At 56.3% G+C, this 18,180-nt stretch carries 9 protein-coding genes; 4 read left to right on the top strand and 5 right to left on the bottom strand.

From position 1 onward, the window contains the following. Positions 1-9 precede the first annotated feature (9 nt). The 3 genes from FHS27_RS28560 to FHS27_RS28570 form a co-directional block, all read right to left on the bottom strand. Positions 10-1,095: an extracellular solute-binding protein gene (locus FHS27_RS28560; protein WP_246421188.1), complete on the bottom strand. Its 1,086-nt coding sequence runs from the start codon at positions 1,093-1,095 to the stop codon at positions 10-12. A 114-nt stretch (positions 1,096-1,209) separates the two neighbouring features. Continuing rightward, positions 1,210-1,995, bottom strand: a complete 786-nt coding sequence (locus tag FHS27_RS28565) for an enoyl-CoA hydratase/isomerase family protein (RefSeq protein ID WP_184309472.1) — start codon at positions 1,993-1,995, stop codon at positions 1,210-1,212. 159 nt (positions 1,996-2,154) lie between these two features. Beyond that, positions 2,155-2,610, bottom strand: a complete 456-nt coding sequence (locus FHS27_RS28570) for an NINE protein (protein WP_184309474.1) — start codon at positions 2,608-2,610, stop codon at positions 2,155-2,157. A gap of 229 nt (positions 2,611-2,839) precedes the next feature. On the opposite strand from FHS27_RS28570, the gene FHS27_RS28575 reads away from it, so the two are divergent. From FHS27_RS28575 to FHS27_RS28585, 3 genes are all read left to right on the top strand, one after another. Then, a complete protein-coding gene (locus FHS27_RS28575; protein ID WP_184309476.1) occupies positions 2,840-6,004 on the top strand; it encodes an error-prone DNA polymerase in 3,165 nt (1,054 codons plus the stop codon). Positions 6,005-6,012: 8 nt separating this feature from the next. Next, positions 6,013-6,771: a phytanoyl-CoA dioxygenase family protein gene (locus FHS27_RS28580; RefSeq protein ID WP_184309478.1), complete on the top strand. Its 759-nt coding sequence runs from the start codon at positions 6,013-6,015 to the stop codon at positions 6,769-6,771. A 288-nt stretch (positions 6,772-7,059) separates the two neighbouring features. Further along, positions 7,060-8,310: a hypothetical protein gene (locus FHS27_RS28585; protein ID WP_184309480.1), complete on the top strand. Its 1,251-nt coding sequence runs from the start codon at positions 7,060-7,062 to the stop codon at positions 8,308-8,310. A gap of 5 nt (positions 8,311-8,315) precedes the next feature. On the opposite strand, the gene FHS27_RS28590 is transcribed toward FHS27_RS28585, so the two are convergent. Then, positions 8,316-11,096 (bottom strand): protein-disulfide reductase DsbD family protein, encoded by a 2,781-nt coding sequence (locus FHS27_RS28590; RefSeq protein WP_246421197.1) that lies wholly within the window; start codon positions 11,094-11,096, stop codon positions 8,316-8,318. A gap of 76 nt (positions 11,097-11,172) precedes the next feature. Next, positions 11,173-12,444 carry a phosphotransferase gene (locus tag FHS27_RS28595; protein ID WP_221225467.1) on the bottom strand — a complete coding sequence of 424 codons (1,272 nt, stop codon included), beginning with the start codon at positions 12,442-12,444 and terminating at the stop codon, positions 11,173-11,175. 396 nt (positions 12,445-12,840) lie between these two features. On the opposite strand from FHS27_RS28595, the gene FHS27_RS28600 reads away from it, so the two are divergent. Continuing rightward, on the top strand, positions 12,841-18,174 hold the full coding sequence (locus tag FHS27_RS28600) for a protein kinase domain-containing protein (RefSeq protein ID WP_221225468.1): 5,334 nt from the start codon (positions 12,841-12,843) through the stop codon (positions 18,172-18,174). Positions 18,175-18,180: the final 6 nt, after the last annotated feature.

The raw sequence follows: 18,180 nt of genomic DNA on the forward strand, positions 1-18,180 counted from the left end.
AATCAGCAGTCATTTTTGCGAATAGATCTGGGCGACTTCGGCGGCCCAGGTGTCCCAGTTTTCTGCGGCTGTTTCGAAGTCGACTCGCATCCAGCGGATGGGTTTGTCGGGGAGGACGGCGGGTGGGAATTTGCTTTCTTTGCTGATCGGCATCTGGCTGCTGGGGCCCATGGCGAGGCGGTCTTCGGTCTGCGGTGTCATCAGGTAATTCGCTAGCCGATGGGCGGCAACGGGATGCGGTGCGTTTTTCAGAATTGCGAGGGTGTTGGGGATACGGAGCGTTCCCGGTTGGTCGGGTTGTTGATCGGGGAAAACGATCTCGACGGGATAACCGAGTTCTTTCTCGATCATGGCGTCGTCGGTGTCGGTCAGACCCCAGGCAACACGGCCCGCAGAAACCGCCTGCGCGACTTGTTTGTTGCCGGATAAAATCAGAGAGTTGTCCGCGATCGCTTGCAGTTGTTCGAGGGCGACGTCGTGACCGATTCGATCACGTAGGACGGCCCAATGCGTCGCGGTGGTTCCGAAGAGAGGTCGTGCCATCGCGCAATTGTCTTTCCATTTTGGATCGAGCAACTCTTCAACACTCTGAGGATACTGATCGGCGGACTCAAGCAGTTTGGTATTAACGAGCAGGACTCGAGCGCGAGCAGCAAATCCGCACCAAGTCGAATCACTCGAGATCATGTCACGTGGCCAGTCGGTCGGTACCGGCCAGTCGTGTCGAGCGAGTAAGCCCTGCTTTTGCAGACGCACGGTATGCAAGATTTCGTTGTTCCAAAACACGTCACAACGGGGTGTGTTTTGTTCAGCGAGAATTTGGTTAACCAGTCCCACGGTTTTGGTTGATTCAACATCGAACTTACTAACGACCGAGGTTTCGTAGTCGACGGAACGTTCGAATGCCTCAAGGATCGGATAGGCGAACTCTTCATCGAGTGCCGAATAGACGACCACATCCTCCTCCGTTCGCGGAACGCATCCACCGATCATCACGACCGACGCTAGCACGCCGAGGCAGAAGCCGACGCTCGTCTGTGTCGCCACGCGACTTTCCGTCGGGCATGGATTGGAATTGAATCGAATGAGCATCATGTTGGTTTGTTTGATTCGGAAGGGGGCAGAGATGTTTTTTGGTTTGGTATGTCACGCATTGGCAGTTCACTACTCGCCTACGGCTTGCCAGGCGACTGAAGTTCGCTGTTGCGGCTACCATGTCGGGTTTGTTTTATTCAGGAAGGCGTCGATTCCTTCGCCAGCGGACTCCGTCGTGCACGCGGTGGCGCTGTCGGCCGCAGCGGCGGCGAGTTGCGTCAGCATGGTTTCGCCGATGCTTTCGTTGATCAAACGTTTGGTCGCCTGGATCGCCTGCGGAGACCCTTGCGAGGATTCGTTGGCCCAGTATGTCGCAGCGGAATCGAGTTGATCGGGAGCAACGGGCGGTTGGCACAGCAGCCCGACACGGTTGGCATCGTCGGCGGTTATCGCATGCCCGGCTAGGCTTATTCTCGCCGAAAGCGACGTGCCTGCTCGAAACGAGAGGAGTGCCGAGGTAATGCCTCCGACGAGTCCATGGCGTACTGCGCCGGCAGAGAAAGTAGCCTCTTCGGAGGCAACAATCATGTCACAGGAGAGTGAGAGGGCGAAGCCCGCGCCCATCGCAGGCCCGCCGACTGCCGCGATCAATGGTTTGGGGAATCGTAGTAGGGTCTCGCACAGCTCAGAGAAGCGTCGCCAATACTCGAACCACTGTTGCAGTTGCTCTTGCTCGGGCAGGCTGCGAATCTCTTGCAAGACAGACAAGTCCACGCCGCTGCAGAAACTCGGCCCGGCCGAAGCCAATACGACCGCTCGGACTCGCGGTTCTTGGTGCAGTTCGTCGAGGCCCTCGTGGAGATCGGCGATCAAACGAGGATTCAGAGCACCATGTTTCTCGGGGCGGTCGATGACTAACGTTGCGAGGGAACCCTCGGTTTTCAATTCGAGATGTTGCATGTCGAAGGTGCGTCAGTGGGGAGTCGGGCAGAAAACGCACATTCTAACGCTTGCTGCCCGATCACGCCTCGTAGGCACTTCTCGTCACTTTGTATGACTTCTCGTGAGCATTTCGCGATCACAAAGCCGTCCGATCACAGGGTCTTCCGATCGCGTTGATCAGCCGGCGTCGATCTGCTCGTTGAGTGTGCAGATATCGTAGATATAGCCGATGCCAAACAGACCGCCGGTGAGCAGGTAGATCACCCCGGTGAAAATTTTGCCCATGTAAAACCGGTGAACGCCAAAGATGCCGAGGAAAATCAGCAGCACCCAAGCGACGCTGTAATCAGTGGCTCGTGGTCGGTAGCGCCGTTCGGCTTCTTCTGACATCGCGGGGATGAAGAAAAAGTCGATGATCCATCCGATCAAGAAGACCCCACCGGTAAAGAACCACAGTGCACCGGTCAGTGGTTTCCCAAAGTAAAACCGGTGTGCCCCGGTAAATCCGATTACCCAAAAAAGGTAACCCAGAAGCGCGGGGTGCGTTGGTTCCGTGCGATCTAAGAACGGATCATTGTGGAAATGACTCGGATTGGCGTAGGGGTCGGCGTGCATGGATTCGTAGGTTGCCATTGGATTCAAAAATGATTCGAAATTGAGTGGTTCGTGCAGATCGTCTATCTGACAGGCGAGAAATCAGGCGAACCAGGGCGGCAGTTTTTGCATCGGTTGAGGGGATTGATGCAGTTTGTATGCCGAATTCTTGTCAATTCGTGATAATTTGGTTGCCGTTTCGTCTCATGTGGGATTCGCTCCCCCGCCTTCAATCTTGGCAGTTCCGGGAGGATAATGTCGGCCATTCATGCAATATGTCGAACTTCACTGCCGCAGCAATTTCTCTTTTCTTGAAGCCGCATCGCACCCAGATGAGTTGGTGCAGCGAGCTGCGGAGTTGGGGTATTCCGGAATCGCAATCACGGACCGTGAGTCGATCGCGGGTGTCGTGCGGGGACATGCACCGGCCAAAGAAGCCGGTTTGCAGTATATCGTTGGAACCGAGGTGCACCCGGTCGATGCGCCGCCGATGGTTTTGTGGCCGACGGATCGGGCGGCGTATGGACGAATGTGCCGGTTGTTGTCGACGGGGCGAATGCGATGTGAGAAAGGCCGGTGCGAGCTGACTTTCGATGACATTTCGCAATTTTCGGAAGGGATCTTGGCAGGGGCGATTGTGGATTCGGGGCTCGACCAGATGCCTTCTGCTTTGTCGTCTCGGCCTCCAGGCCACACACGTGGGGGCGGGGTGATCAACCAAACCCGTGCGTTTCTGAGAGGACCGTTTCGCGAAGTTTTCGATGGTCGCAATTACGTGCTCGCGTCGTTTCATCGTGGCGTCGACGATTGTGGCAAGGCGGCGTGGCTGCGTGACCTTTCGCTCGCGTGCGATGTCCCGTTGGTGGCCAGTGGCGACGTGCGGTATCACACCGCGCAACGGATGCTGTTGCATGATTGTGTGACCGCAATTGCATCGGGCAGCACGATTGACGAGATCGCCGGCGAACGGCTCCGAAACAGCCAACATCATTTGCGTACCCTCGACGAGATCGGCGAACTGTATCGAGACGTTCCCGACGCGATCGCGAGAACCGTGGAGATCGCATCTCGCTGCCAATTCAGTCTCGATGATCTCCGCTACGAGTACCCGGTTGAAATTGCCCCTGAAGGCATGACACCAATCGAACATCTCAAACGGCTCACCTGGGAGGGGGCTCAACAGCGATGGCCTGAGGGAGTTTCGCAGCGAGTGATCGACATGCTACGGCACGAGGTCACCTTGATTGAAGAGTTGCACTACGAGGCCTATTTCCTGACGGTGTGGGACATGGTTCGTTTTGCACGTTCGCGTAACATCCTATGCCAGGGCCGCGGATCGGCAGCCAATTCAGCGGTTTGTTATTGTCTCGGCATCACAGCGGTGGATCCGACGCAAACGGATCTGTTGTTCGAGCGATTCATTAGTCGCGAGCGAAACGAAGCACCTGATATCGATGTCGATTTCGAGCACCAACGTCGCGAAGAAGTCCTTCAATACCTCTACGAAAAGTACGGCCGCGATCGAGCAGGCATGACCGCGACGGTCACGACGTATCGAGCCAAGAGTGCGATCCGCGAAGTCGGCAAGGCACTCGGCGTATCACCTGATATCATCGACGCGGTCGCCAAACTCGCTGGCAGTTTTGATCGTGATCCAGAGTTGCCTTCCCGGTGCCGTGACGCAGGAATGGACACTGGCACGCCACTAGGAAAAAGATTCCTGTTCCTTACCGAAACTCTAATCGGATTTCCCAGGCATCTGTCGCAGCATGTTGGTGGGATGGTGATGACGGCCGGGAATTTGTGCGAATTGTGCGTGACCGAGAACGCGGCAATGCCCGGTCGCAGCGTGATCCAGTGGGACAAGGACGATCTTGACGAACTCGGAATTCTCAAAGTCGATGTTCTCGCGTTGGGGATGTTATCTGCCCTGCGTCGATGTTTTGAACTGTTGCGAGAGCATCATGGACGCGAGTTGACGTTGTCGACTTTGCCTGCGGATGATCAGGCGACGTACGACATGATTTGTGCGGCCGACACGATGGGCGTTTTTCAAATCGAAAGCCGTGCTCAGATGAGCATGCTGCCACGGTTGCGACCTCGCTGTTTCTATGACCTCGTTATTGAAGTCGCGATCGTTCGTCCGGGGCCGATTCAGGGGAACATGGTTCACCCGTTTCTCGCCGCTCGCGAAAATCCCGACGCGGCCGTCTATCCCAACGACGCGGTGCGGCGGGTGCTGGAAAAAACATTGGGTGTCCCGATTTTCCAGGAACAGGCGATGCGTCTAGCCGTTGTCGCGGCAGGATTCACACCCGGCGAGGCGGATCAATTGCGACGGGCGATGGCGGCGTGGCGGAGGCCGGGAGTGATTGACAAGTTCCGAGTCAAGTTGCTCGAGGGGATGCGAGCGAACGGTCTCAATGATGAATTCGCCGAACAGGTGTTTCACCAAATACGTGGCTTCGGTGAGTATGGCTTTCCCGAATCACATGCGGCTAGCTTCGCGTTGTTGGTTTACGCGTCCTGTTATGTGAAATGTCATTATCCAGCGGCCTTTTGCGCTGCGATTCTGGACAGCCAGCCGATGGGCTTCTATGCGCCGGCGCAATTAATCGGTGATGCAAAGAAACATGGGGTGCGAGTTCTCGGTGTGGACGTGAATCACAGCAATGTGAAAACACGATTGGTTGAGGACCCGAATCGTCCGGGACCTGCGATCCGGTTAGGCCTGCAAATGATTCGCGGGCTGCCTTCGGCGACGGCCGAGCGGATTTGTCAGGTTCGGGAGGCTGGAGGTGCATTTCGCGATTTGAATGATTTGACGCGACGTGCGGAATTGACACGTTCGTTCATCGCGACGCTGGCGGACGCAGATGCGTTGGCGTCGATCGCGAATGATCGCCGGGCGGCGGTATGGCAGTCTCTCGCGACGGATGAAGCGTCCACGTCAATGCCGTTGTTGCAAATGCTCGAACCGGACAACAGCGTTCCCGACGAACTCGTTGCGATGTCGCCGATGGAGGAGGTTCATCGAGACTACCAGACAACGGGACTGAGCCTAAAAGCACATCCGGTTTCGTTTATTCGCAGGCAACTCAATGAACTTCGGTGTCGCGCCGCGAGTGATTTGCCGGCGATCCGAGATGGTCAACATGTTCGTGTGGCTGGCATCGTTTTGATGCGTCAACGGCCGGCGACCGCCAAAGGAATCACCTTTGTGACCATTGAAGACGAAACAGGTGCGATGAATTTGGTAATGTTTGCTGCTGTATGGAAACGCTTTTTTAAGATCGCTCGTGCTAGCAACGCATGGATCGTCGACGGCAAACTGGAGAATCGAAAAGGAGTGATTCACGTTATCGTTGGTCGCGTCGAAGACCTCACCGAAATGATGCAAGACCTGCCGACCAAGACTCGAGATTTTCGATAGGGAAATCCATGAAGTTGATTGAACGTTATGGCTACCGAATCCTTCGTGATGTCATCACTGAAAACGATTGTGAAATGATCGGCAGCGACATCGCATCCATTCTGCAGGCCAACGCGACGGACCGGATCGAGAATCGCGAGGGTGGCGTCGTGGGCGGACGAAACTTGATCGAGCACGAATCGTTGTGGAAACGTTGGATAGCAGATCGACGCATCACTCAAATGATTCGCGAGTACGTAGGAACGAACGCGTGTGTCGTACGTGTTCTTTTTTTCGACAAACCTCCCGGGCAAGGTTGGGCGTTGGCGCTGCACCGCGACCGGACGATTGCGGTGCGAGAGCATCACAATCCGCCTGCTCCGTTTTCCAAACCGACTCGAAAAGCCGGAGTGTCGCATGTCGAGGCGACCGATGAAGTGTTGACACGAATGCTGACGCTGCGTCTGCACTTGGATCCGATGAAGGCGGATAACGGGGCCTTGTTCGTGGTGCCACGATCACATCTGACCGCCTCGATCGCGGACGAGGACTTGGCGAGGCAACTCGCGGAGGAACCGGTTATTCCTGAAGAACCCCAGACGATTTTTTGCCGGGCGGGTGATGTTTTCGCGATGCGCCCGCTGCTGAGCCATGGGTCGCATGCGACAGATCCGCACACACAGCTTCGCCGGAGGGTTTTGCACCTGGAAATCGCCCCCGAGGACGTCCTCCCTGCCCCGTATCGGTGGCACTCGGCAAAGTCGCTGAATCTCGACGAGGGTCGTTAGACGCGGCGGACCACCCTTATATTTCGCCTAAACCGCGGAGAAGTCAGTGTGTTTGCGAATCGGAATCTTCGGTTCTATCAGGTGAAAAGCACCCTGTCGGCGCCGTGTCACCGACCGTCGGCAACCACGTTTGCGGGAATTGAAAATGTCGGCGGACGTCGGTTTGAGCGAAAAACGTTGTCGAGCGAACCGGTTTGAGAGAATCGCCGTACAGGTCCGGGTATCATGGGTATGACGTTCCTACCGCAGTTTCCGATTTTGTCCCGCCGCTGAAAGGTTGACTTGCCGATGCAAGAAGATTTACTCGGCTATTTGCTCGGAGCTCTCGAGCCTGACGAGATGCGTCGGGTCGAGCAGTGGTTGCGAGAGGACGCTGACGCACGGCGTGAGTTGGCGGAATTGGAACGTTTGCTCGAACGGCTTGAAGAGGCCGATGAACCCGACGAGATGCCTCCGAGCGATCTCGTATCGCGAACGTTGTCGAACCTTCCTCCGTTGCCATTGCCTGTATCGGGTGACTCGTCGGATCAGATGGATGACGATGAAATGGATGACACCGTCCGGTGGCAGACGGTTGATGACGCACAGGTAGACGCATCTTCGTTCGGTGAAACGGAGTCCGTCTACGGAGATCTTTCGCTGAGTACGACCAGCGAGGGCGGCGGCGAGTCGACGTGGAGCCTGCGAGATTGGGGCGCGTCGATCACCGCGGCAGCGATTTTGGTCGCGATCTCGATTCCGCCTTTGCTCGAAGGGCGATTCGCCGCACGAAAGGCGGCCTGCCAGGATCACTTGCGAGAACTCGGCGTCGCGATGACATCGTTCGCCAACCGCAACGCACAATCGCGTTTGCCATCGGTTGCCCCGGATGGGTATCAGGCGTTTGCGGGTGTCTACGCGCCGCGTCTCAACGAAGCCGGTTTGCTCGACGACCCTGAAATAACGTTGTGTCCTTCAATCGATCGCGACGAGTTGTTGGCTACCAGTTGGACGCCCCAGTCGGAGATGCAGCGATCGCAGAGCCAGGATGGATCGCCCATGTTGGTGACGTTGCGAATGCTCGATGAGGTTGGACGTGATTTGTCGCTCGCCAGCGAGGAGGCGCTTCGAGACGCCGGCGCGACCGAACGAATGATGCTAGCACTTGAGCGTTTGCGTTGGTTTCAAATGACGGCCGGTGGTCATTACGCTTACACCCTGGGTGTGCGCGACGGTGATCATTTCACTTCGCCACGGTTTCAAGGCCGTTCCCAGTTTGCCGTGATGAGTGACGCGGCGATCACTCGCGTCAACGTTCCCAGCACCGGTAACGCGGACCATCCGGCGTATCGAATGACTCTGATGAGTCATGGTGGTCGTGGCATCAACGTTCTATACGAAGACGGCCACGTCGGATTCCTGCCGAGCGAGTCTCTCGACCGGATCCCTGATAACCCCTTGATCAATCACGACGGATTGATCGAAGCGGGAGTCACGATCGATGACGCAACGTTGGCGCCGAGTTGGCAGCCTCCGTTCATCCGAGCCAGCCAACGCTGAACCTGTTACCGGTTTGCGGTCACAACCTGACGCGGCGACTTGCGTGTCGCCACGGAGGTTGTTTGGCTCGGGCCTGCTTGCCGGAGTGCATCGAGCACCGTTTTCTGCGACACGAGGTCACGCAACAGGATCGGTTGTTGTGGACTTTGTCCTGGGTAGATCGCCAGCAGCGGAATTGACTTGCTCTGCAATTCTTCCAGTTTCGCTTTGATCGCCGGGTTGCGATCCGTCCAGTCGGCGTACATTGCGACGGCGTTGAGTTCTTTGACCAATTCAGCGGTTGGTTTGGTATCGATGGCGACTTTCAAGTTGACCAGGCAGTTGACGCACCATTTCGCCGAGAAGTCGACCAGTACGGTTTTGCCTTCGGCCTGCAGTTCCTGCAAGCGAACTTCGTTGTAGGGTTCCCACGCGATCAATTCTTGCTCTGCTTTTTGGTCTTCGGTCATTGGGCCGAGGAATTGGAACGCGAGTACCGAGATCGCGACCGCTGCGGCGATGCCGGACGTCCAGGCGAGCGCTCGTTTTTGCAGCGTTTGCCATGACGGAACCTTCCCGATGATCCAGCAACCGAACCACACCCCGATCAGAGTGATGAACACCCACAGTTTGTCTTCGTCATTGAACGAATAGAAGAAGAAGGCGACCGTCGCGAGGAACAGGAACGCCAAGAACTCCTTGAATGTTTCCATCCATGGTCCTGGTTTAGGAAGCCATGACATCAAACGAGGCCAAATGCCCATGATGATGTAAGGAATCGCCATGCCGATCCCCACGACCAAGATCACGAGTGTTGACTGCAGGGGCGGGAGTCTGCCTCCGATCAGAGCAAAGATGCCGCCCAGGAACGGTCCGCTGCACGGGGTCGACAGCACGGTTGCGAACATGCCTTTGAAGAACGCACCGGTGTATCCTTCACGTTGTTGCAGGTCTTGAGCGCTTTTGCTCGACGCCATGCCCGGAGCTGGCAATTCCCAAAATCCGAAATAGCTCAGGGCCATCGCGAACATCAGCACGATCAGTCCGATGCGAACTTCAAAGTGGGTGAAGATTTCTCCCCACGCCATCGAGAACACCACCATCAACACCGCGAGCACGACGTAAATCGCCATGATGCCGGCGGAGTACGAGAAGTTCAAAAGGAACGCTCGCTTCCGATCTGATCCAGCTTGTTGGACGAAGCTCATCACCTTCAAACCCACAACCGGCAACACGCACGGCATGAAGTTCAGGATGATACCGCCGATGAACGCGAGGCTGAGAATGACGGGGAGGGCCGTTGCGGTTTCCGTCTCTTCCTCGATGTCTTCGGAGACGACGCCCAACGTCTTTGCGTCTGTTTCAGCGTCCGATCCAGTGGCCGATTTCAAGCCGCTGTTGGTGGAATCTGCGGCCAAGGCAGCGGGGCTTTGTGCCGATGATGATCCAGATTCAGGACTACTTTCAGGTGCCGTTTCGGCCGGTTGCGGAGCGAGTGCACTGGTCGTCACCGGCGTGATTTTGTCGATCCAGTCCGCGTCTGCCGCGAGCGTTTTGATCTCTTTCGCTTTCGCCGTCTTTAGGGTGATCGGGGTTGCCGCAGCGGCAGTTGCGTCATCGGCGGTTTCGGGAGCGACTACATTCACGACGGCTTCGAAACGCAGTGCCATCGGCAACAAACAGTTCTGCGCCGTGCAAGCTTGGTAAGCAATACCGCCTCGGATCGTCTTCTTGCCGGGTTTGGCGTCGGCGGGAATTTCAAACGGCATGACCCATTTGACATCGCCATGGTGATATTCATTCACCAAACCGGGGATGGGTTCTTCTTTAATGATTTCGGAGTCGGTCTTTGGTGCGGCGATTCGCAGTCCCGATTTTTCCGTGATCGCAAAGTTCGTCGACATCGGCTTGTCGCCGGCGACGCCTGGGTAGATGTGGTATTCGCTGTCAGGAATGGCAACAAAGACAAGTTTTCCTTGGGCACCCGGTTCGATCGAAGGTGTTGTCACGTAGGCACGCCAAGAGATCGCATAGTCATCGTCTTGGAACAACGGAATTTGCGATGCGTCGACGGTCGATTGGTCCGATTCGACTTGGGCGGCCAGCGTCGTCGTGCTACCGGAATTACCATTGACGGCCGCAGCGAGACCGGGTGACGTTTTTCCTGCGAAGGTAGCTGTAAGGGTTTCGTCGAGTGGTTGGCAGGCACCACCCGAGACGCACGACAGCGCACTGATTTCGATCTCAACCTGCTCAAGAGATTCTAGTGTCTGTCCCTTTGGGAGTTGTGCCAGCGCGAAGAACGTGACTTCGTCGTCGTGCTCTTCAATGGTGAGACCACCGAATTCTTGCGACACGCTCTTTTTGGGTTCCCGGTCGCTCTTCCAATCGCCTACCAATTCGATCGACTCAGGACTGGTGAGTGTGATACGGGTTGGAAGCGGGCCGCCCTTGGGTTGTGTCAGTGAATAGATGTGCCATGGCTCTTGCAGCGTCACTTTGACCTGCAGCACGACGACATCGTTACGGCCATCCATGCTGGTGAAGTTTGCGTCGACTTGGGCAGGGTCTTCTTGCCCAAAACTGTTGACGTCGGTTTGTCCGTAGCGTCCCAGCGAGAGGTTCGGAAACAGTCCGGCCGCGCCATCATCGTCCGCGTAAACGGGGAGGCTCAACGTCGCCAAGACGGCGAAGGCGGTTAGGAGCGATGCCGCCCGACGCAGCAGGTTCCTTCGAGCAACGGGTGTCCGTGTCAGTTGACGCGGGGATCGTTTCAAGTTCGATTGAGTCATCTTCAGATTCTTCATCGAGATCAGATTCGATAGCAAGAGGGACAAACCGTTGCGTGATCAACGGAACAAGAGCAAAAAGTGGCCAAGAATCTTAACAGATTCGGCAGACGGACGCGATTAAATGAATAATCCGGCTTCGGATTCGCGAAGCCGAGACAGGAAAGTGCCTATTTTCCGCAATTAGCCAGGTCGTCCAGTTGCCGAGACTGCCAATCGAGTTCACTTCGATCAGTGTCTTGGCAACGTCGAACTCCCACTTTGAGAATGAACAGACGTCTCGATATCCCGCCACAGTGGCCTCGAGAGGCACGCGGTTTTGGTGGACACTTAGCCCCAGTGCCGAGTTCACGGTGGACGAAAAATCACCCGCCCATCGTGCCACGTCAGCCGCCGGGCTGTCGACATCGACGGCGTCGTAATCGAACACGCCTTGGACGGATCTGGGGCGATCGCGTTTTGGCGGCTCGAATAGAATGTGCTCCCGGTGCACATCGCGCAGCACCCATGTTGTCAAACGTCGCTCTGCAAACATCGGCTGCGCATCGTTGGCGTGTCGTTGCAGACGCTCGAGCAGTCCCGGGGTAATAACGTTCCAATACCTTCGCAGCCAAATCGATGCTTCGACCAAAGACTCCGCGAGCTGACGACAATGAAAGTCAGAGGTGGGGTCACCGAGAGTTTCGTCGGTGAGTTGAGTTGCCAACCTCGTCGCAAGTATATCGACGGAGTGGTCGTATCCCGCGAGCGACGCAACGGCCGCAGTTAGCTGATGCAATCGGTTGAGTCGGTCGGTTAGACAACGCGGCAGGCGAGAGGAAGAGGCATTCGCAACGTTCGGCGATATTAGTGTCGAGACGAGTGGTGCCTCTTGCATCGACGGCGACTCGATCAACTTGCGTTGGTGTTCTCGGTTTGCGTCTGTGTTGAGGGCGAGATGGACGCGGCCGATCGCTTCTCCACCGCGTGCGATTTCATCGTCTAATGCATCGGCGGGTAAAGGTATGCCTGTGATCCAACGTGCCAACTCCCAATGATGCCCGAAGGCTTCGATGGAGGTTCGCGAACTTTTGATGCCGGGCAAAGGAGGCGCCAATAGATCGCAGTGCTGAGACGCCGCGACAATTCGTTGTGAGATCTTCGCCATGCGTTCACGCGGCGTCGACGATGGCCACCCTTTCAACGCCCAGGACGTTGTCTCCTCCTCTCGCGTTGCGTCCACGCGGTAGACCCGTCCGCCGCTGAACCCAGGTTGCACCGGAGTGATTCGCAGATCCGGTTCCTGCGAAGGTGCGCCAACGGACGTCATCCAGTGCGAAAGAACCGTGAGGAGACCGTCGTGCGAGAACATTTTCAAATAGGACAAAGGGAGCAGATCATAGAGACCAACGCATCATAGTTTTTCGAAGGCGTGCGGTGGACCCGACCGCGCGAGCCCGATAACCATCGAGATAAAACCTCGGGAGTCGCGTCCCGGAGCGACCTCCATGTCGTTGTGGTTGCGTGTCCCTGCGTGTCGCAGCTCGACAGTGAAAAAGTCCGATTTTGCCTTCCGATCCGACGTTCACACCGACGAGCATTTGCAATTAGAATCGGAAGCGATCTGCGGTGCGAAAGCGTTTGGGACTGTTTTAGCCGAAATCCGGATTTGGGTGTTCGGTCGGGAAACTGTGTTTGGTTGCCTTGACGGCGCCCGCACCTCGTTAAACTGGATGCATCATTCTCCGTTCCCCGCGGCGTACGCTGCTGTTAGGTTTCCGCATTGTCTGTTGCAACGAGTCGTTACCGGGCTGGCCAAGAAATTGTGCCGGGCTACACGTTGGTCCGTCGACTCGGCGCGGGGTTTTCCGGTCAAGTTTGGGTCGCACGTGCGGCCGGCGGAACGGAGGTGGCGCTCAAGGTGGTCGAGCTGCACAAAATCGGCGGTCGCAAAGAACTCAAGGCGTTGCGAACGATCCGTAATGTCCGCCATCCCAATTTGTGCCCCGTTCATAGTTTTTGGGTACGTGACAGTTCGGGGCGTTTGCTTCGTGACGACGAAACGGAGACGCTCGATCCAGATAACGAGCATCTCAAAACCGGTCCTGTTCCGGTTCCCGTATCGCGACAGCCACCTGTCGTTCAGTCTCCTGAGATTTCGCTGACCGAGACGAGAGCGTTTGACGTTCTTGAGAATCTGAAAGAATCTTCTGAAATCGATGGAGACGAATCGAGCGACGATGCACCCGAGGGTGAATTCGCCGGAGCTGATGACGCAGACAGCAAGCGAACGTCGGACCAGGGAGAGTCTGGTGAGGCGAACGATTCGCTTCTCTATGAGACCATGGTTTCTGACTCCGGTGCAATTTCTGGTTCTGTTGGTTCCCAGGTTTCGGACCCGATGGCGACGATGGTCCCGGTCGATGCGTCTCCATCGCAGTTTGCGGAATCGGCACACGCCGAAGAATTGATCATCGTCATGGGGCTCGGCGACGGGACGCTTAACGACCGTCTGCATGAGGTTCGACGCGAGAAGGGGATTGCGAAAAACTCAGCCGTCGTTTGTGGACTCGATGCGAAGGAGGCGATTCGCTACTTGCGTTCTTCGGCTCAAGCGATCGATGCACTTCTCGACCAGCATGGTATTTTGCACGGTGATATCAAACCTCAGAACATCCTGCTCGTCGGTGGCGAAGCTCAGGTATGTGACTTTGGTTTGGCGAATAAGATTGAGGGAGACATTCGCTTCACCAATCAGACGTTTGCGTCGCCGGCCTACGGTGCACCCGAAGTTCTCGATGGCCAAACTTATAGCAAGACGGGTGATCAATACTCGCTCGCGGTGACGTACTTTGAGCTGCGTACTGGGTTGTTGCCGTTTGATGCGACGACTGCATTGAAGATCCTCAGCCAGAAGGCGAGTGAATCGTTCAATTTGCAGAACATTCCCTCGGCCCAGCGGAAAGTGCTCCGTAGGGCGATGCGATCGGATCCAAACGCTCGTTATAAATCCTGCGTCGAATTCGTCGATGCTCTTGCCGTGGCCGCTGGGGTAGAGAAGGCCGGCGGATTGAATCCGGTGTGGGTTGCGATCGGTGGGGTAGTGCTCGCGTTCGCGATCGCCGGGGGCGTGGCCGCTCTGTTGCCGACAACCGGAAAATCGCCCGAAGAAACCTTTGCAGAAGCGGCCACGGAATGGAAAAAGTATTCTCCACGTCAGAACTATTCTCAAGCACGCTATCCTCTCAAGAGATGTCTGGACAAAGTTGGCGAAGGTCTTGCCGGCGACGTGAAGTCTCCTCAGAGACAACGGTTTCGATCTCTTGCCGCGGATACATCGGGGGCACTTGCGGACGAAATACTCGAGCTGCTCGAACTGCCGCGTTTCGACGAAAAGGGCCAGTTGTTATTGAGTGGCCTGGTCGTCGAAGACTTGGGTGTTCTGCAGTCGACTCTCGAATCCGATGGGCCAATTTCTCTGGTTGCGAAAACGTCAGCTGAGGGAGAACACCTGCAAGCCGACATCGACCTCGCCCGATTGCAACTCTCGCTGTTGGCCGAGATGCCGGAGCATCTGCCTGATACCGAAGCGATGATTCGCATTCGGGAATCCTTAGACGAGAAATTGAAAACGGGCATTCAGCTCGAACTTGATGAACGAAACGATGACGCAAAGACAGTGGTTTCCATGGCGGTCGCGGTTGCTTTAACGCACCATGCTGAAACTCCGGCAGACGGATATTTTGTTCAGTCGACGCCATTCGCCGACATTATCCGCGCCCAGCACGCATTGCAGTTGGATCGACCCAACGATTTGCCGCCGTGGATGATGTCGCTGTGGAACACGATGCGAGACGGTGAGAGTGGGTTTCTGGCGCAGATCGAACGCGCGTTTCGCGAGCGAACCGTCGATGCGGAAACGTTGGACCAGATCGCGTCAACCTGGCCGTCAATTTCGGTCGAGGCGTCGATGACTCGATTGAAACGACTGGCCGAACAACGAGATTGGCCGGGGTTCGTTACGCTACAAAAATCGCTGCAGAGCGAGGTCGCTAAAACGAAAATCGATGACGCCAACCTCACCACGCAATTTGGCTTTCTACAAATGATGGCCGACGCGGTTTCAAGTGATGAGGGTTTGGATTTTCTGGAACCCGCGCAAACCCGTCTCAATGCAATCGAAACGTCTTGGCGATCTTCAATGAGGCAGGCGATTATCCATTGGGTTGAAGAAATTGCAACGCGTGCTATCGCTGCCTCGGACGTACTAAGCGTTGCCGAGGCGGAAAAAGTATGGCGGACCGGTGCTGCAATCAGCGAGACGATTCTGGCTCCGGTACCCGAAGTCCTGGACCGGTTAGTCGTCGTGGCTGCGATGGTCGAAGCGTCGCCGAGTTCCGAGGCCAACGACCAAGTCAACGCGTCGGCAAGCCGGTTGAGCCGCGCGACTCATCCCATCGGTTTGCTGTATCAGTCTGAACGCAGCGCATCGGAACGACGCCGACTCGGACGCAGCAGTGGCAGGCGTTTGGCACAACTGCTCGGCCAAGTGGGTGTGTGCGATGATCTACCTGAAGAATTGCGCCGCGTCATTTGCGACTATCACATGATCCTCGCAGATTGGCATCAAGGTGAAACCGATTCGGTTTTGGCTCGGATCGAGAATTTGCAAGTGGATTCGCCGCAGTCGCCGAACGTGCTCGGCCCGCGGCGATGTCAGTGGATCGCGACAACGCTGCTGCAATCGGAAGTCGATCGGCTGGACACGCGACGCAATGATTTTTTTGTCACGGGTCTACCTGAGGCGGCAGACGTGATTGAGCACGTCCGCTGGTGGTTGCATCCTCATGACAATCTGACGCCGGAGATGGAAGATTCGTTGCGAATACTTGCGGCGCACGCCGCGGTGGTTCAGGGTGATGAATCGGCGACATTGTCAGCGAGTCTGCGGGAACGATTGGCCGATCTGATCGTACGGCATCATGAAAAGCCATCTGCAAAAAAACTTTCGGCCGAAGATAGGCTTCTCGTCCGGATCGCGTTCGAAGTTGACAAACGGCCTCTCGTTAAGGATGGCAGCGGTTCGCAAGACGCTGCTATCGAGACCGACATCGAAACCGCCGAGCGGATGATCGGGACGGCGTCGATGATGCTCGATGCCGATTTAGGATTTCGCAATCCGACTCAGGCATGGGTGCGAAACGTGATCGCTCCGACGATGCACCGTGTTTTGTCGGTGGTGCGGCGTTCTCACTCGGAGGCGACCGGATGGACGATCCCCCGCGAATTAGATTCCGAATCGATCTATCGGTTCAGTCGGCATGCCAGTCGTGCTGATGCATTTACATCGCTCGGCGACGAGCTGGCAAAACGATCGGCGGCCGAGACCGGCCACGAAGCGGATGGCAGTCTATTGCAAATCGACGCGATGGAAGTTTTCAGCGCCGTTGCGGGAGACGACGCGGCCAGGTCAGCGGGTGAGCGATTTAGGTGTTGGATCCACGCGGCCGAATGTTTTCAGAATCAACTCGAACGGCGTAATCAAACGTGGACAGGCACTAATTTGCGTCAGTTCGCGATCTACATCAAGCGAGCAGAACGAATCGAGCCTTCATCCAGTCTGGTTGCGATTCTCAAAGCGTTTGCGATTTACCATCAAGCCCGAATGCGATTGGCGAGCGGCCAGATCAGCCATTTGGATTTGGAAAAGACCGCCTCGGCGTTGGGCCGCGCGATCGATCTCGCTGAAAACGAACCGCCGAGTAACGCATACTTTTGTGTTTGTTGGCGGCACGCGAATTTGTTGGTGAATTTGGCGTTCGCGCAGCCCGCATCCCAGAAGTACGAGACGTTGGTGCTGGCTCGCAAGAGTGCGATGCGGGCGACTCAAATGATCGGAAAGCTTCCTGCCACCACACAAACAAACCCTGCTTATCTCGCGTTAGGAAACGCATGCGAAGACCTCGCGTATTACTGCCGCTTTCTCGACGATGACACTCGCACGGAGTTTTTTAAGGAGGCGATCGCTAACTTCAGTGAAGCGGTTGGTAAAACCGAATGGGGCCAATCGATCCTCCCGCGGTTCAGTCTTGTGAGATGTCGACAACGCTATGTCGAAAGCGGTCTGGCGGGCGCCGAGCAATATCGGGTCGCCATGAGTGATCTCGGAGATATCGATCCAGACGCACCGATCGCGTTGCAGGTGGAATGGTTGGGATGGCGGGCTCAACTCCATGCCAAATTGGGTGAGCGAGACGCGGCAATTCGCGATGCGGCGCGAGCCTACGAGATGTTAACCGAAAGCGATCTGTCTGAGGTGAGTCGGCACAACCGCGAAGAAGCCGAGTACATGTATGCCGACATCTTGGCGACGTCGCAAACTCGCGCCGAACGTGAGCGGGCGCTGGACCTGTTGAGCGAACCGCTGAACTCGAATGTTCCGATCACGGCTTGGAAATCATTTGTCCTTCGTTGCCGAATATTGGACTCGATCGGTGAAGATGCGAAGCTCGCTGAAACGGTTCTGGCCGCCTCGGTTGAAACATTAATTCAGCAAATCAAACGCGATCCCATTCAAGTCACTCAGCAACTCGCGGAGATTTCCTTCTATCTCAATCGCGCCGGTTGCCCGATTTCGCTCGGACGTCCCACACGACTCAAACCGGCGACGGCGACCGAGTGTTTGGGTCGAATTGAAACCGCGACCGACACAGCCCTGAATGAAGTGGAATCGGACGAGGTTGTCGAAGCCTATGCTGCCTTGATTTCAGCGAACGCGGCGACAATCGGTGAAGCGAGTTTGTCTCAACGCGTCAAACGCTATCTCGATGCCCTTGATTCACCTGGCGTGCCAAATATTGACGGCATCGTTCGGGCGGACACATGGCGATGTTTGGTGCGGCAGTTCTTGCCGGTTTTTCGACCCAGTGCGGGTTTCAGTGATGAGGCGAGAACCCAATTGAGAACTGAGCTGCCGCTCATTTCGACCGAAGACCGCGATCGATTGAGCGTCGCCTTGGCCAGTCTGCGTAGTGCGGACACGCCTCCTACTGATGACGAAAAATACGTGATGACGTCGATCGAACAGGTGCTTCCGCAGGTCAAGCCTCAGGACTGATTGCGA

The organism is Aporhodopirellula rubra, assembly GCF_014192335.1.
GTDB lineage: Bacteria > Planctomycetota > Planctomycetia > Pirellulales > Pirellulaceae > Rhodopirellula > Rhodopirellula rubra.

What these genes read in the sequence shown, in the direction of transcription:
- FHS27_RS28560 (WP_246421188.1), bottom strand. Translation starts at nt 1,095, where the DNA reads ATGATGCTCATTCGATTCAATTCCAATCCATGCCCGACGGAAAGTCGC.
- FHS27_RS28565 (WP_184309472.1), bottom strand. Translation starts at nt 1,995, where the DNA reads ATGCAACATCTCGAATTGAAAACCGAGGGTTCCCTCGCAACGTTAGTC.
- FHS27_RS28570 (WP_184309474.1), bottom strand. Translation starts at nt 2,610, where the DNA reads ATGGCAACCTACGAATCCATGCACGCCGACCCCTACGCCAATCCGAGT.
- FHS27_RS28575 (WP_184309476.1), top strand. Translation starts at nt 2,840, where the DNA reads ATGCAATATGTCGAACTTCACTGCCGCAGCAATTTCTCTTTTCTTGAA.
- FHS27_RS28580 (WP_184309478.1), top strand. Translation starts at nt 6,013, where the DNA reads ATGAAGTTGATTGAACGTTATGGCTACCGAATCCTTCGTGATGTCATC.
- FHS27_RS28585 (WP_184309480.1), top strand. Translation starts at nt 7,060, where the DNA reads ATGCAAGAAGATTTACTCGGCTATTTGCTCGGAGCTCTCGAGCCTGAC.
- FHS27_RS28590 (WP_246421197.1), bottom strand. Translation starts at nt 11,096, where the DNA reads ATGAAGAATCTGAAGATGACTCAATCGAACTTGAAACGATCCCCGCGT.